The 14,459-nt window shown below is 71.4% G+C and carries 16 protein-coding genes and 2 tRNA genes; 5 read left to right on the top strand and 13 right to left on the bottom strand.

The window, feature by feature from the left end:
* Positions 1–143: 143 nt before the first annotated feature.
* The 5 genes from GL259_RS20005 to GL259_RS19985 all read right to left on the bottom strand — a co-directional run bounded on the left by GL259_RS20005 (position 144) and on the right by GL259_RS19985 (position 3,865).
* Positions 144–902 (bottom strand): class E sortase, encoded by a 759-nt coding sequence (locus GL259_RS20005; protein WP_159534702.1) that lies wholly within the window; start codon positions 900–902, stop codon positions 144–146.
* 13 nt (positions 903–915) lie between these two features.
* The gene (locus GL259_RS20000) at positions 916–2,100 is read right to left on the bottom strand and encodes a class E sortase (protein ID WP_159534700.1); all 1,185 of its coding nucleotides are present in this window, start codon (positions 2,098–2,100) and stop codon (positions 916–918) included.
* Entirely contained in the window at positions 2,097–2,735 is a 639-nt protein-coding gene (locus GL259_RS19995; protein WP_159534698.1) for an aminodeoxychorismate/anthranilate synthase component II, read from the bottom strand. Before GL259_RS19995 ends, GL259_RS20000 begins: the two co-directional genes overlap by 4 nt.
* Positions 2,732–2,893, bottom strand: coding sequence for a hypothetical protein (locus GL259_RS19990; protein ID WP_159534696.1), 162 nt, complete (start codon positions 2,891–2,893; stop codon positions 2,732–2,734). The genes GL259_RS19995 and GL259_RS19990 overlap by 4 nt, the downstream gene beginning before the upstream one ends.
* Positions 2,894–3,085: 192 nt before the next feature.
* Positions 3,086–3,865 carry a DUF881 domain-containing protein gene (locus GL259_RS19985; RefSeq protein WP_166461534.1) on the bottom strand — a complete coding sequence of 260 codons (780 nt, stop codon included), beginning with the start codon at positions 3,863–3,865 and terminating at the stop codon, positions 3,086–3,088.
* Between the two features lie 141 nt (positions 3,866–4,006).
* Between GL259_RS19985 and crgA the strand changes: the two genes are divergently transcribed.
* Positions 4,007–4,261, top strand: a complete 255-nt coding sequence (gene crgA, locus GL259_RS19980) for a cell division protein CrgA (RefSeq protein ID WP_159534694.1) — start codon at positions 4,007–4,009, stop codon at positions 4,259–4,261.
* 303 nt (positions 4,262–4,564) lie between these two features.
* Here crgA and GL259_RS19975 read toward each other — a convergent pair whose 3' ends face one another.
* Positions 4,565–5,455: a rhomboid family intramembrane serine protease gene (locus tag GL259_RS19975; RefSeq protein WP_159534692.1), complete on the bottom strand. Its 891-nt coding sequence runs from the start codon at positions 5,453–5,455 to the stop codon at positions 4,565–4,567.
* A gap of 105 nt (positions 5,456–5,560) precedes the next feature.
* Entirely contained in the window at positions 5,561–6,088 is a 528-nt protein-coding gene (locus GL259_RS19970) for a peptidylprolyl isomerase (protein WP_159534690.1), read from the bottom strand.
* A gap of 337 nt (positions 6,089–6,425) precedes the next feature.
* Between GL259_RS19970 and GL259_RS19965 the strand changes: the two genes are divergently transcribed.
* Complete coding sequence (locus tag GL259_RS19965) at positions 6,426–7,124, top strand: DUF5324 family protein (protein ID WP_159534688.1); 699 nt, start codon at positions 6,426–6,428, stop codon at positions 7,122–7,124.
* Positions 7,125–7,246: 122 nt separating this feature from the next.
* On the opposite strand, the gene GL259_RS19960 is transcribed toward GL259_RS19965, so the two are convergent.
* Positions 7,247–7,319 (bottom strand) — tRNA-Ala (locus GL259_RS19960).
* Between the two features lie 182 nt (positions 7,320–7,501).
* On the opposite strand from GL259_RS19960, the gene GL259_RS19955 reads away from it, so the two are divergent.
* Both GL259_RS19955 and GL259_RS19950 read left to right on the top strand, forming a co-directional pair.
* Positions 7,502–8,050, top strand: a complete 549-nt coding sequence (locus GL259_RS19955; protein WP_159534686.1) for a DNA-binding protein — start codon at positions 7,502–7,504, stop codon at positions 8,048–8,050.
* A gap of 129 nt (positions 8,051–8,179) precedes the next feature.
* Positions 8,180–9,895, top strand: coding sequence for a serine/threonine-protein kinase (locus GL259_RS19950; protein ID WP_159534684.1), 1,716 nt, complete (start codon positions 8,180–8,182; stop codon positions 9,893–9,895).
* A gap of 56 nt (positions 9,896–9,951) precedes the next feature.
* Here GL259_RS19950 and GL259_RS19945 read toward each other — a convergent pair whose 3' ends face one another.
* Both GL259_RS19945 and GL259_RS19940 read right to left on the bottom strand, forming a co-directional pair.
* Positions 9,952–11,184 carry a hypothetical protein gene (locus GL259_RS19945; RefSeq protein ID WP_243762584.1) on the bottom strand — a complete coding sequence of 411 codons (1,233 nt, stop codon included), beginning with the start codon at positions 11,182–11,184 and terminating at the stop codon, positions 9,952–9,954.
* A gap of 329 nt (positions 11,185–11,513) precedes the next feature.
* Positions 11,514–11,642 carry a DLW-39 family protein gene (locus GL259_RS19940; RefSeq protein ID WP_003999697.1) on the bottom strand — a complete coding sequence of 43 codons (129 nt, stop codon included), beginning with the start codon at positions 11,640–11,642 and terminating at the stop codon, positions 11,514–11,516.
* 337 nt (positions 11,643–11,979) lie between these two features.
* Between GL259_RS19940 and GL259_RS19935 the strand changes: the two genes are divergently transcribed.
* On the top strand, positions 11,980–12,351 hold the full coding sequence (locus tag GL259_RS19935; RefSeq protein ID WP_159534682.1) for a DUF6344 domain-containing protein: 372 nt from the start codon (positions 11,980–11,982) through the stop codon (positions 12,349–12,351).
* 359 nt (positions 12,352–12,710) lie between these two features.
* Here the strand turns inward: GL259_RS19935 and GL259_RS19930 are convergent, their stop codons facing one another.
* The 3 genes from GL259_RS19930 to GL259_RS19920 all read right to left on the bottom strand — a co-directional run bounded on the left by GL259_RS19930 (position 12,711) and on the right by GL259_RS19920 (position 14,445).
* Positions 12,711–13,331 (bottom strand): LysE family translocator, encoded by a 621-nt coding sequence (locus GL259_RS19930; RefSeq protein WP_159534680.1) that lies wholly within the window; start codon positions 13,329–13,331, stop codon positions 12,711–12,713.
* Positions 13,332–13,500: 169 nt separating this feature from the next.
* Positions 13,501–13,577 (bottom strand) — tRNA-Ile (locus GL259_RS19925).
* A gap of 121 nt (positions 13,578–13,698) precedes the next feature.
* Complete coding sequence (locus GL259_RS19920) at positions 13,699–14,445, bottom strand: DUF3566 domain-containing protein (RefSeq protein ID WP_159534678.1); 747 nt, start codon at positions 14,443–14,445, stop codon at positions 13,699–13,701.
* Positions 14,446–14,459: the final 14 nt, after the last annotated feature.

The raw sequence follows: 14,459 nt of genomic DNA, 5'->3' as shown, positions 1-14,459 counted from the left end.
GACAGCGAGCGGCAGCGGCCTCACCCGCCGGGGCGCGCGCACCCGCTCGGCGCGGGGCGCGCGGCCCGTGCACAGCCTGTGGAAAACCCCGCGCCCCGGGCCTTCGCCGCGCCGGGCGGCCGATCCCCCGCGAGGGGGGGCGGTCAGCGCAGTTCCTCCGGCGGCGTCCGGTCGTCGTCGACCTTCTCCGTGCGGACCAGCTCGCCCCAGACGATGTACCGGTACTTGCTCGTGTACACCGGCGTGCAGGTCGTCAGCGTGATGTAGCGGCCGGCCTTCTTCTTCCCGGACTCCTCGGGGACCGGGGCCAGGACGTCGACGTTGTACTTCGAGGTCTCGGGGAGGATGCCGTAGACCTTGTAGACGTACCAGGTGTCCTTGGTCTCGAAGACGATCGGGTCGCCCTTCTCGATCCTGTGGATGCCGTGGAACTTGGCCCCGTGGCCGTCCCGGTGCGCCGCGAGGGAGAAGTTGCCCTTCTTGCCGGAGGTCGGCAGGGTCGCCTCGACGGGATCGGTGTAGTAGCCGGCGACGCCGTCGTTGAGGACCTTCATCGACGTGCCCTTCTCGACGAGGATCTCGTCACCGCTCATCGTGGGCGCGTGCAGGAAGCCGATGCCGTCCTTGCTGTCGAAGGAGACGGGACCGCCGCCGTCGCCGGACTCCCGGGCCCAGGAGTCGCGGACCTCGTCCGCCTGCTTGTCCGCCGCGCGGTCGGCGACGACGTTCGTCCACCACAGCGAGTAGACGACGAACAGGCCCAGCAGCAGGCCCGCGGTGATGAGGAGCTCCCCGAAGACGCTGACCGCGACCGCCACCGGGCCCATGCGGCGGCGTGCCGCGGGCGGCGGTGAGGCGGGCCCGTCGGTGTGCTGTTCGGTGTCGTCGGCGGTCGCTGCCACGTTTCCTCTGCCCTTAACTGACGAGCGCATCCGGCTTGCCCTTGCTGCGCGGCCGTTCCTCGTCCATCTTGCCCCAGACGATCATGCGGTACTTGCTGGTGAACTCCGGCGTGCAGGTGGTCAGCGTGATGTAGCGGCCGGGTGCCCCGAAGCCCGATCCCTTCGGCACCGGGTCGAGGACGCTGATGTTGCTCGGCGAGGTCACCGGCAGGATCGACGCCATCTTGTAGACGAAGTAGGTGTCCTGCGTCTCCACGACGATCGGATCGCCCGGTTCCAGCCGGTTGATGTACCGGAACGGCTCCCCGTGCGTGTTCCGGTGGCCCGCGAGCCCGAAGTTGCCGGTCCTCGCGTCCGGCATCGCCGTCTTCAGCGCGCCCTCCGCGTAGTGGCCCACCATGCCCCGGTCGAGCACCTTCTCGCTGCTGATGCCCTCGGCGATCGGCACCACCACGTCCAGCTTCGGGATGTGCAGCAGCGCGAAGCCCTGCCCCGGCTCGAACGCCCCCGGATTGCGCCTGCCGTTCGCCCAGTCGCTCTGGAGGTCGCTGACCTCCTTGCCGGCCTGCGCCTGCGCCCGCACGTTCGTCCACCACAGCTGGTAGGTGACGAACAGCAGCATCAGCACGCCGGTGGTGATGAACACCTCGCCGATCGCGCGGCTCGCGAGGACCGCGGGGCTCGCCCGGCGCGCCCGGGCCCGCCGGCGCGCCTCCACCCGCGACAGCGGCGCCTCTGACACCCCCTCAGGCTCCCGGACGGCCCGGGAGGCCCCAGGGGCCCCGGCGGCCCTGCGGGAGCCTCCACGGCGCCCGTGGCGTTGTCTGGCGGCCTTTCTACGGGCCGCCCGGCCGCCCGGGACCGCCGTGGTCCCCTCACGGTCCGAGCGCTCCGGCTGTCCGGTCCGCCCGGGCGGCCCGGGGATCCGCAGGGCCACCGTCTCCTCGTCGACGGGCGGCGGGTACGCGGTGCCGTCGGACGCGCCGCCGTGGGAGCCGTGGGAGCCATGAGGACCGTGGGAGCCCTGGGGGTCCTGCGGAGCGTTGTCGTACCAGCCGTCCCCGAAGGCGCCGGGTGCCCCGTACGGCTGCTGCCCGTACGAGGTCCCCTGCCCGCCGCCGGCGCCGTACCCGGAGCCGTCCGTGAAGGACCCCCCGTGTCCGGCGCCGGACTCGCGCTCGGGGCGCAGCGCGGTCACGCCGTGGCCCTGCCCACCACCGGGGCGAGCCCCGCGGACCTCGCCACCGCGCCCTCGTCGCCGCACTCCGCCAGCCAGTTGGCCAGCATCCGGTGCCCGTGCTCGGTCAGCACCGACTCGGGATGGAACTGCACGCCCTCGACCGGGAGTTCACGGTGCCTCAGCCCCATCACGATGCCGTCCGGGGTTCTGGCCGTGACCTCCAACTCCGCGGGAACCGTGGCCGGTTCGGCGGCCAGGGAGTGGTAGCGGGTCGCCGTGAACGGGGAGGGCAGGCCCGCGAAGACGCCCTTGCCCGTGTGCTCGACCGGCGAGGTCTTGCCGTGCAGCAGCTCGGGCGCGCGGTCCACCACCCCGCCGTACGCCACCTGCATCGACTGCATGCCGAGGCAGACGCCGAAGACCGGCACCCCGGTCGACGCGCAGTGCCGCACCATGTCCACGCAGACGCCGGCCTCCTCGGGGGTGCCGGGGCCGGGGGACAGCAGCACGCCGTCGAACCGGTCCTGGGCGTGCGCCGTCGACACCTCGTCGTTGCGCAGGACCTCGCACTCGGCGCCCAGCTGGTACAGGTACTGGACCAGGTTGAAGACGAAGCTGTCGTAGTTGTCGACGACGAGAATGCGCGCGCTCACTGGTTGTCCACCGTCACATCGTTGAAGGGCAGCAGCGGCTCGGCCCACGGGAAGACGTACTGGAAGAGGATGTAGACCACGGCGGTGATCAGCACGAGTGAGAGGAGGGCCTTCACCCATCCGTTCCCCGGCAGATGCCGCCAGATCCAGCTGTACATGCCGTCCCTTCCGTCGTACCACGGCACCAGGCCCACGCCGTGGTCACCAGACTAGCGGCGTGACGCCTCCGGTTTCCCGGTCTCCACAGGCTGTGGAAGCCGGACGGGCCCGGGCGGGCGCACCCGGAAGTACGTGGCGCGGGGGCGATCGCCTCGATGGCCGTGGACACGGTTTCCCGCGGACCCCCGCCGTCACTCGACGGGCTCCGCGTGGTGCAGGTCCACCGCGCCCGAGTAACCGGGCAGCGTCACCCTCCCGTCGTCCTCGACCTTCCAGCCGAGCCCGTAGACGTTGACGTACACCATGTAGTTCTGGATCGCCGGGGAGGAGGCGAGCGCCTTCTTCAGCCTCTCCGGGTCGCCGACCGCCGTGATCCGGTACGGCGGCGAGTAGACGCGGCCCTGGAGGATCAGGGTGTTGCCCACGCAGCGCACCGCGCTGGTGGAGATCAGCCGCTGGTCCATGACCTTGACGCCCTCGGCGCCGCCCTGCCACATCGCGTTCACCACGGCCTGGAGGTCCTGCTGGTGGATGACCAGGTAGTCGGGCTGCGGCTCGGGGTAGCCGGGGAGCTTGGCGGTGGCGTCCGGCGGGGCGTCGTCGAGCGTGACCGTGATCGCCTCGCCCTGGAGTTCCTGGGTGCCCGCGCGCCTCTCCAGCTCGGCGAGCCTGTCGTCCTCCGCCTCGGTGCTGCCGTCGTCGCGCTCGGCGAGGGCCTCCACGTCCTTGCGCAGCGCGCTGTTGGTCTCCTCCAGCCGGCCGTTCTCGCGGCTGCGCTCGTGGATCAGGTCGGTCAGCCTCAGCAGCGAGGCGTCCGTGCGGATGTCGGTGCCCCTGGCGGTGTTGAAACTGGTGAAGAAGATGAGCCCCGCGAGGGCGAAGACACCCGCGGTGAGGACGCGCACGGGCCGGACGCGGCGCCGGCGGGCAGGGCTGGATTCCGTCCCGGGGAAGTCGGCAGAATTGCTCAACGTACCCTTATCTCCTTCGGCGCCGCGGAAGCACTACGCTAACGGACGCCCGGGGGAGCGGTCGGAGTCCCCTTGTACGCTGCTCCGAGCCGACCCACGTTCCCTGCGCGGCCACGCAGCGCATCGACAGGAGAGACCCTCGTGCCGAAGTCACGTATCCGCAAGAAGGCCGACTACACGCCGCCGGCGGCGAAGCAGACGACCGCCCTCAAGCTGACCAACCGCGCCTGGGTCGCGCCGGTGATGCTGGCCCTGTTCCTCATCGGACTGGCCTGGATCGTCGTCTTCTACGTCACCGACGGCTCGCTGCCCGTCGACGCGCTGGGCAACTGGAACATCGTGGTGGGCTTCGGCTTCATCGCCGCCGGGTTCGGCGTCTCCACGCAGTGGAAGTAGGGGACGCCGCGCGGTGAGCGCGACTCTGCCCAGGGCTTGTGGACAAGCCCTGGGCAGAGCTGTCCACAAGCCCTGGGCAAGACTGTCCACCGAGTTATCCACAAGGTTTTCCACATGGGGAAATCGATCCCCGATCTGTGGATAACTCTTCGAAGGCTGACGCCGGTGTGACAAAACCACCGGCGACCGAAAATTTGTTCGCCAACCGTCTGACCTGCATCAACAGGGGTCGGTGACGATGCGAACCGATGTTCTCGCACACTGTGCACAAGATCCGCCACGAACTGTGGACAACCCCCGCGCTCAGGTGAGCTGTGCCGTCCTCAGCAGAACCGTCAGAACCACCGCGGCCAGCACCAGTGCACAGGTGCCGTACTGGATCAGCGCCCTCCGCTCGCGCGGGGCGTGGACCATGGCGTACCCGATCACGACTCCGGCGACGAGCCCTCCGATGTGGGCCTGCCAGGAGATGTTGAAGCCCGGGCTGAAGGTGAAGATCAGATTGATCACCAGCAGGGCGATGATCGGACGCATGTCGTAGTCGAGGCGGCGCATCAGCACGGCCATCGCCCCGAAGAGGCCGAAGACGGCACCGGAGGCACCGAGCGTGGCCGTGGTCCCGGAGGTCAGCAGATACGTCAGCGCGCTGCCCGCCAGCCCGGAGACCAGATAGAGCGCGAGGTAGCGCGCGCGGCCGAGGGCCTGCTCCAGGGGTCCGCCGAGCCACCACAGGCTGAGCATGTTGAAGGCGATGTGCCAGATCTCCTCGTGCGTGAACACCGAGGTGAGCAGGCGGTACCACTCGCCGTCGGCCACTCCCTCGGTGGGCAGGAACGGCGCCGGCGGCCAGACGCCGATGAGGTACAGCTGGTCCAGCAGCGGGGGCCTGACCGTCACGGCGATGAACACCGCGAGATTGATCCCGATCAGGATCTTGGTGAGCAGCCGGGGATCGGCGGCGACGGTGCCGCCGGCGATCGTGCGGGGCAGGGAGGCCGTGGGCGCGTGTCCCGTGCCCGAGCCGCTGCGGACACACTCCGGGCACTGGAAACCGACCGAGGCGTCGACCATGCACTCGGGGCAGATCGGACGCTCGCAGCGGGTGCAGCGGACACCGGTCTCGCGGTCCGGGTGGCGATAGCAGACGGGGACGCTCCGGGCGTCCTGCGGGCTGCCGGCAGCCTGGTCGTCCATGGGATCCCCTAGGTCGTGTGGAAAAGCCCCGCCCCGCCCATCCTTACGGATGGACGGGGCGATTGGTTCCCTTCGAGGGCTTTCGCACTCCGGGGGACGGGGTGCTCAGCCCTCGCGGATCTCGACCGACTCGATCACCACGTCGTTCACCGGGCGGTCGGTGCGCGGGTTGGTCTGCGTGGAGGCGATGGTGTCGACGACCTTCTGGCTGGCGGCGTCGGTGACCTCGCCGAAGATGGTGTGCTTGCGGTTCAGCCACGCCGTCGGGGCGACGGTGATGAAGAACTGCGAGCCGTTGGTGCCCGGGCCGGCGTTGGCCATCGCCAGCAGGTAGGGCTTGTCGAAGCGCAGGTCCGGGTGGAACTCGTCTTCGAACTGGTAGCCGGGACCGCCGGTGCCGTTGCCCAGCGGGTCACCGCCCTGGATCATGAAACCGCTGATCACCCGGTGGAAGACCGTGCCGTCGTAGAGCTTGTCCGTGGACTTCGCACCGGTCTGCGGGTGGGTCCACTCCCGCTCGCCCTTGGCGAGCTCGACGAAGTTCTTGACCGTGATCGGCGCCTGGTTCGGGAAGAGCCGGACCTCGATGTCGCCGTGGTTGGTCTTCAGGGTGGCGTAGAGCTGCTCAGCCACGTTGTGCCTTCCGTTGTCTTTCCGTGACTCCCTGATCCTCGCACGGACGGGACGTGCAGTCGCCCGTCGCCCGTTCACAGGGGGCAACCGGGCCGTTCCGCTTGCGGAAAACCCGTCGAGCGGTCCCGTGGCGAAGGCGCACGGCGGCGATTCGTGGCATGGTCGACAACAGGTCCTGTTGCCCCGGATTCATCCGCCATTGCCCTGGATATCGCCATTGATCAATTCCGACGGCACCCGGATGCCCGTTCGCGCATGCCTCGAGGCCCCGCGGCAGGCATGATCCGTAAAAGGGTGGAAAGTCGAAATACCGTACGCCACCGAGGAGGAGGAACCCGTGACCCGCATCGACAGCGTGCGCGCCGCGACCGGTTCGGCGAAGGAGAGCGTGCTGCACGCCGCGGAAGTGGTGGCGCCCTACGCCGACTCGGCCAAGGTCAGGGCCGCGCACTACGCACAGGAGGCACGCGTACGGCTAGCGCCCAAGGTGACGCAGGCCGCCGGGCAGGCCCGCGTCCAGTACGGCACCCATGTGCAGCCGTATCTGGAGCAGGCCCGGACGCATGTGCCGCCGAAGGTCGACCAGGCCGCCCACGAGGCCGCTCTCCGCACGCGCAAGGCCGCCCGGCAGGCGGCGGAGTACTCCCGGCCGAGGATCGAACAGGCGATGGCCGCCGCCGGACCCGCCAAGGAGGAGGCCGCGGCCCGCAGCGCCGCCGCGCTGGCCGCCCTGCGCGGCCAGGTCCCGGCCCAGCAGATCCAGAAGCTGGTCCGCAAGCAGCAGCGACGCGCGAGGGCCGGCCGGACCGCGAAGAAGGTCCTGGTGCTGACCCTCATCACAGGGGGTGTTGTCGCCGCCTGGAAGTGGTGGGACAAGCAGGCCAATCCGGACTGGCTGGTGGAACCGCCGGCCGCGACGGACGTCTCGGAGTCGGCCACGCTGACGTCGGTGGACGGCAGCGGGTCCACCCTCGCCCCCGATGTCGAGGCGAAGGAGGCCGAGGAGGAGGCCGCCAAGCGCGACGAGCAGTCCTGACGCCCCGCGACAGCAACGGCGCGGTGGGGCAGGAGACTTGAACGTCTCCTGCCCCACCGCGCCGTTTCACGTGAAACAGAACCCCTCCCACCACGTTTCCGCAGGCGGGAGGGGTCCGGGGGTGGAGCCTAGGGGAGTCGAACCCCTGACATCTGCCATGCAAAGACAGCGCTCTACCAACTGAGCTAAGGCCCCGGGAGGGAAGCGTCCACCAGGAAGAAGCACATCCTGGCGAGCGCCGGTGACCAGAGTACCGGGTCACCCCGGGGATTCCGCAAAAAGATTGGGGGTCCCCGTGGCCGACCACTCTCCGTAAGATGCTCGGCGTGGTTCGCTACAGCGAACCACGGTTCATGGGGAAGCGATGGGGAGACGCAATGGACGCCGCACAGCAGGAAGCCACCGCAAGAGCGCGGGAACTGCAGCGGAACTGGTACGGGGAGCCGCTGGGGGCGCTCTTCCGTAGGCTCATAGACGACCTCGGCCTCAACCAGGCTCGTCTCGCGGGGGTACTGGGACTGTCCGCGCCGATGCTGTCGCAGCTGATGAGCGGCCAGCGGGCGAAGATCGGAAACCCGGCGGTGGTCCAGCGGGTGCAGCTGCTGCAGGACCTGGCGGGGCAGGTCGCGGACGGCAGCGTCAGCGCGGCCGAGGCGACCGAGCGCATGGAGGAGATCAAGAAGTCGCAGGGGGGCTCGGTACTGAGCAACACCACCCAGACGACGACCAGTTCGGGCGCTCCCACGGTCAAGCGGGTGGTCCGTGAGATCCAGTCCCTGCTGCGTTCGGTGGCGGCCGCCGGCGACATCATCGAGGCCGCCGACACCCTCGCCCGCACCCACCCCGAGCTGGCGGAGTTCCTCCGGGTCTACGGCGCCGGCCGTACCTCCGACGCGGTCGCGCACTACCAGGCCCACCAGAGCTGATCCCCCGCCCGGGGGCCGAAGGGGGTTCGGCTGCCGGGGACGCGCGCGAGGCGGGGGGAGTCGTATCACTCATCGAGGGGGAGATGAGGGGGCGGGAGGACACCGCAGGGGGAGGAGCGACGCACAGCCATGGGTGAGGTCTTCGCCGGCCGGTACGAACTGGTCGATCCGATCGGACGCGGAGGGGTCGGCGCGGTCTGGCGCGCCTGGGACCACCGCCGCCGCCGCTATGTGGCCGCCAAGGTGCTGCTGCAGAGCGACGCCCACTCCCTGCTCCGCTTCGTGCGGGAACAGGCCCTGCGGATCGATCACCCCCATGTACTCGCCCCCAACAGCTGGGCCGCCGACGACGACAAGGTCCTGTTCACCATGGACCTGGTCGCCGGTGGTTCGCTGGTCCACCTGGTCGGCGACTACGGCCCCCTGCCCCCGGCCTTCGTCTGCACCCTGCTCGACCAGTTGCTGTCCGGCCTCGCCGCGGTGCACGCGGAGGACGTCGTGCACCGCGACATCAAGCCCGCCAACGTGCTCCTGGAGGCCACCGGCACGGGCAGACCGCGGTTGCGGCTGTCCGACTTCGGCATCGCGATGCGGCTGGGCGAGCCCCGGCTGACCGAGACCAACCTGGTGGTGGGCACGCCCGGTTATCTGGCGCCGGAGCAGATGATGGGCGCCGAGCCCGACTTCCCCGCCGACCTGTTCGCCGTGGGCCTGGTCGCGCTGTACCTGCTGGAGGGTGCCAAACCGGACGCCAAGGCACTCATCCAGTACTTCGCCGACCACGGGACGCCAGGCGCTCCCCAGGGGATCCCCGAGCCGCTGTGGCAGGTCGTGGCCACGCTGCTGCAGCCGGACCCGCAGGCGCGGTTCCGCACGGCCACGGGGGCGCGCAAGGCGCTCGCCGCGGCCGCGGAGCTCCTGCCGGAGCCCGGTCCCGACGACGAGCTGATCGAGATCTTCGACCAACTCGGCCCGCTCCCCGAGGGCTTCGCCGCGCACGGACCGCTGAAGAGGGCTCCGGGTGTGGTGCCCGGGCTCGCCGGAGGCAGTGCTCTGCCCTCCGGCACCGGCACCGGAACCGGCCCTCGAGCCGATGCGGCAGCCGCCCCCGGTGACCTGGCCGGCTCCGTGTCCGCCGGGCCGGCCACGCCGGCCGGAACCGGGACCGGCTCGGTGCCGTCCGGTCCGGGAGGGGACAGGGGCCCAGGAAGCGACGGGAGCACAGGAGCCGGGAGCACGGGAAGGGACGGGGGCGGGAACGCCGCGCTCCCCGATCCGCGCCGGGGCACCGCCCCCGCGACGTCACCGACCGCTTCCTCCGCGACGCCGTCCGGCTCCCCGGCGGAACCGTCCGTCCCTCCGCAGCCGTCCGGCATGTCGGACACCGGCAGCTTCCCCCTCCCCCCGCCCCGGGCCACGGTCACCTCCTCCCCCGCGCCCGCTCCACCGGCCCCCTCGTACAGCCCCCAGGCACAGGCACAGGACCGGCACAATGCCCGGCACGGCACACCGCACCAGCCGGCCCACGCGGCCGGCCACGTCTCCCCCCACGACCCCACTCATCCGCTGCGCTCCCCCCTGCCGCCACCGACCGCGCACCCCGGCCCGGCCGCGTTCCCGCGCGCCGACGCCTCTACCGCTGAATACACCGCCCAGGGCCCGCAGGTTCCACCCGTGGGCGAGGCGATGCCGCAGCGCGGATCCGCCCACCGCTACCGGTCCCACCGCAGGCCCCACCGCCGGTCCGGTCGCCGGTCCGGCCCTCCGGCGAAGGTGGCCGTCCCGCTCCTGCTGCTGGCCCTGGCCTGCTACGCCGTGGGGTTCTGGGCCCTCACCCGCATCTGAATCCGAGCGGCCCCTGCCACCGGAACGGTCCCACCGTCCACGGACCGCCCCACCGCCTAGGGAACAGCCCGCCGCCGGGCCATCAGCGTCCACACGCCGAGCCCCACCAGCAACGCGCTCCCGGTGCCGATGCCGCCCACGGCGAGCGCCCTCATCGCGGTGTCGTCGCCCGCCGCCCCGCCCTCGGCCGCCACCTCCCGGTCCTCCTCCGTGACCGTGAAGACGCCCGGGGGCACGGCCTCCCCCGCGTACCCGGGCCCGTCCTGGGCCGTGCCGCTCAGCCTCACCCGCAGCGTCAGCGGAACGGGGCCGTCCCCGAAGCGGTCCGCCACCTCCGTCGCGAGGTGGGCGACGAGGTAGTACGAGCCGGCGAACCGCATCGCCCCGACCCGGCCGTCGGTGGCACGGCGATTGGCGTACGCGACCGGCGGCAGCGGAGCGAGACCCTCCGACTTCTGGCCGCCGTCGTAGCCGACGCCCACGTCCGCGACGTGGCCGCGTGCCGGGTTGTAGAGGTCCAGGTCCAGGGCCGCGGCGACGTAACCGCTGCCGCCCGTGCTCGAACTGCCCAGTTCGGCGGTGACGTGGAGCTGCCGGCCCCAGTCGACCGGAACCTTGTAGAAGAGGGTCTGGCCGGGGCGGATGTCGTCCCGCCAGGCACCCTCGCCGACGGGTGTGGCCCGGGCGAATCCCGCGCCCCCCGCGCGCCGTTCGGGCTCGCCCGCGACGGGCCGGGGCGGGGCGGAGTTCCATTCCTCCGGCGCGCTCGTCGCACCGGCCCTCTCCAGGGGCGGCTCCGACACGGCGGTGAGTTCCGTCTCCCACGGACCGGGGGAGGCGCCCGCGCCGTCCGGGTCGACGCGTTCGACGGCCACGTAGTACGTGCCGGGCTCCTGGCAGAGGGACTTCCTCGGGGAGATCTCCCGCGCCGCCCACGCGGCGACCGGGTGGGGGCTGCCGGCGGCGCCGAAGCTCTCCGTGTCCACACCGCAGGAGCGGCCGTCGCCGTCCTGTACGGACACCTTGACGCCGTCGATGACGGAGGCGGTGCGTCCGGCCGGAGGGACGGCGGTGACGGAGACGTACGTGTTCGAGGTGGCGTCGAGTTCCAGGCGGTAGTACACCTTGCCGCTCGCCGGAAGGGAGCTCCGGTAGGTGCGGCCGGCCCTCAGCCGCACGGCGTCCGCGGTGCTCGCGGCCCCGTCCGCCCTCTGCGCGCCGTCGGCGAAGGCGTACGCGCCGCCGGCCGTCCCGGACGCGGACCGGGGAGCACCGACGGTGTCGGTGATGTCGGTGGCCTCGGCGGCGAGGGCCTGCCGCCCCGGCGGCCCGCCTCCCAGTCCCAGGACCACCGCGGACGCGAGCGCCACCACGCCCAGGCGTCCGGTGGCCGTCCTCCCACCGCGCCCGTCGCGTGCGCGCCCCCGCGCCTTGCCCCACCGTCCCCTCACGCGCCACCCCTCGTCGTCGCCCGGACGTCGCACCGCGGCCCATCCTGCCCTTCGGACGAGGCCCGGACGAGGCCCTTCGACAAGGTCCGCCCTCGAGTCCGCCCCGAACAGAACAAAACCCCGGCCGCGAGGGCGGCCGGGGTCCGTTCAGCGTCGGATGTCGGTACTCACGAACCCGTGGGCACGGAGTCAGTCGCCTCCGTCCACAGATCCTGCTCGGCGCGATCCGCCTGGATCTGGCGGTACACGAGGAGCCCGCCGATGGCGGCCAGTGCGACCAGGAGAAGCTTCTTCACCGCGCGACCTCGTCTTTCCTTGACGTAGGGGACCTCTGGCGCCCGACTATACACACCGGTCGATACCGATCGGTGACCTGCGTCGGCCCGTCAACTGGCCTCCGGCACCGCGCAGTAGGAGGGGCCCCACCGACCCGACCGGAGGGTGATCAGACTCTCACGGAAGGTCACTTTCGCCGCCTCCCTCCGGCTTTCTTCATTTTTCGACCCTCTTGCGCCCATCCGGGTGGTGTTCATCTGAACATCCACGCGCCACGGGCGTCGGTCCACCACTTCGCGCCCCCCATACACATGATGAGGAAAGTACGCAAATCGCCCGACCCGAAAGTGAGGGGCCATGGCCCGGAACAAGGTCATGAAGCTGTGGACCGCCATCGTCACCGCCTTCCTCGCGCTGTGCACGGCGCTCGGACTCATCACCACGGCCTCCTCCGCGGCCGTACCGCAGAGCGAGCCGACGCGCAACAGCGAGAGCCTCCCGGACGCGACCGCATGGGTGCCGGTGCCGTTCCTCAGGCCGCTCCTCACCGCCCTGCCTCCCACGATGAAACAGCGCATCCACGCCGAGGCCCACGGGAAGTCTCCCAGCTGCCGTCACCGCCCGTCCGCGGACACGCCTGCGACCGCGGAACCGGCCGCCTCGGACTGCTCCGAAGCCACGACCTCCTCGGCGGAGCCCCTCCCCGACGACACGCCGCTCCGACGCTGACCCCGGGGCTCAGCTCCTCCTGTGCCGTTGCCCGGTCCTGGAAGTCCCGGCGAACTCGCGTACGGCAGTACGGCACACCACAGGCCCGGCAGCTCGGACGGAGCGGCCGGGCCTTCGCCTGTCCGCGCCCCGGCCACGGGCACACGGGTACGGCACGGGCTCCGGACCGGCTCCCGGGCCGTCGGCCGGAAGGCACGGGGACCTGCGGACGCGTTCCCGGTCCTCGGCGCCCGTGGAAGTCGGAGAAGTCGAAGCCCCCCGGTCAGCGGTGACCGGGGGTCTTCTCGCGGATGGGCCGCCAGGACGTACCCCTGCGGCCCCGTCCTTCTTGACGGACCGGCCCGCCCCTCGGCGAGGGGTCAGGGCTGCGTCGTGGCGACCTTGATGCCGAATCCGATCAGAACGACGCCGGTGACGCGATCCGTCACCCGCCGCACGGCGGGCCTCTCGAAGAACGCACGGGCCTTGGCCAGCAGCAGCACGTAGCTGCCGAGCCAGACGAGGGTGAGCGCGGCGTGCAGGAGGACCAGGAGGGCCATTCCCGCGTGGGGTGCCGTGCCGGAAGGCGCGAGCGCCGGCAGCAGACCCGTGTAGAAGACGGCGATCTTCGGGTTGAAGACGTTGCTCACGAAGCCCGTCCGCCACGGGTTTCCCCGGGGAGCGGGACCGGCCGGTGCGGAGGTGCCGGTACGGTCGCGCCGGCTGTGGAGCAGCGCCTGCACCCCGAGGAAGGCTAGGTAGGCGGCGCCGGCCAGCTTGACCACGGTGTAGGCGGTGGCCGATGCGGCCAGCGTGGCCGCCAGCCCGACCACGGTGAGGACGCCCCAGGTGACCAGGCCGGCGGTGATGCCCCCGACGGTGCGCAGTCCGTCCCGCCAGCCGCACGCCACGGCTCGTTTCGTCACGACGGCCATGTCCGGGCCGGGCACCACGGTCAGGACAGCGAGCACACCGGCTGCGGCGAGGAACTGTACGAACACGCGTTCATCATCGCACTCGGCCACGAGCCCCCCGGCCCGTCCGCCGCTGCCCTCGTCCCTCCCCGAGGGCGCGTCCCGGGGCCGCCCGGGCGGTCCTCCGGCACAGCCGGATCAGCGTGCCCGTGAACGCCGAAGACCCCCGGTTCTGATGAACCGGGGGTCTTCACGATGGTGGGGCTAACAGGATTTGAACCTGTGGCCTCATCCTTATCAGGGATGCGCTCTAACCAACTGAGCTATAGCCCCGCCGCGCTCTGCGGTGTGTGTCCCGCGCGCTGACTCCTGAAGATTAGCGCACGAGGGGGGCAGTCCCAAAATCGGTTGCCGGGTGACCGGCGGCGGAGGCGGGGAACGCGGTCCGCGCCCCTCACTCGTCCTCGGCCAGCGTGAGCTCGACACCGCCCACGAAGCCCGCGGAGAGGTTGTAGATGAACGCGCCGAGCGTCGCGAGGGCCGTCGCCAGGACGACGTCGATGACCGCGATGATCGTCGTGAACATGAGGACGTTGGGCAGCGACAGGAACGACTGGAGGTCGAAGCCGTTCGACTCGCTGGAGCCGGTCGCCTCGGAGATCGTGCCGCCGACCGTCGAGAACACGCCCATGGCGTCCATGACCATCCACAGCACCGCGGACGCGACGATCGTGCAGATGCCGAGCGCGATGGAGAGCAGGAAGCTGACCTTCATCACCGACCACGGGTCGGCCTTCGCCACGCGCAGGCGCGCCTTGCGCACGCGCGGCGTGGTGCGCGCCCCCGTGCGCGGGCGCCGCGCGGAACCGGCCTGGCCTCCTGCCGTGCCGCCCTGCGCCTCGTAGGCCTGCGGCGGGTGGTACGGCCCCGCCTGCTGCTGCGACTGCCGTTCCCCCGGCAGCGGTGAGGCCGTCTGAGCGGCGGCGCCCTGGTGCGGCGCGGCCTGCTGCGGGCCTCGGGTGTCGGTCACCGTTCCCCCCTGGGATCCCTGTGCGCCGGCCGAGGACGCGTCCTTGGCCGGCGCCTTGATCGCTTTGAGATTGGTCGTGTGCGGATCGGCCGCACGCGCGGCGGAGCCACGGCCACCGCCGTCCGTTCCCGTACTGGTACCGGCCGGTCCGGCGCCCGCGGCTCCGCTCACGTGACTCACTCCTC

The organism is Streptomyces sp. Tu 3180 (genome assembly GCF_009852415.1).
Taxonomy (GTDB): Bacteria; Actinomycetota; Actinomycetes; order Streptomycetales; family Streptomycetaceae; genus Streptomyces.
Note: the sequence above shows the minus strand (reverse complement) of the source record. Positions and strands in the feature narration are given on the sequence as shown.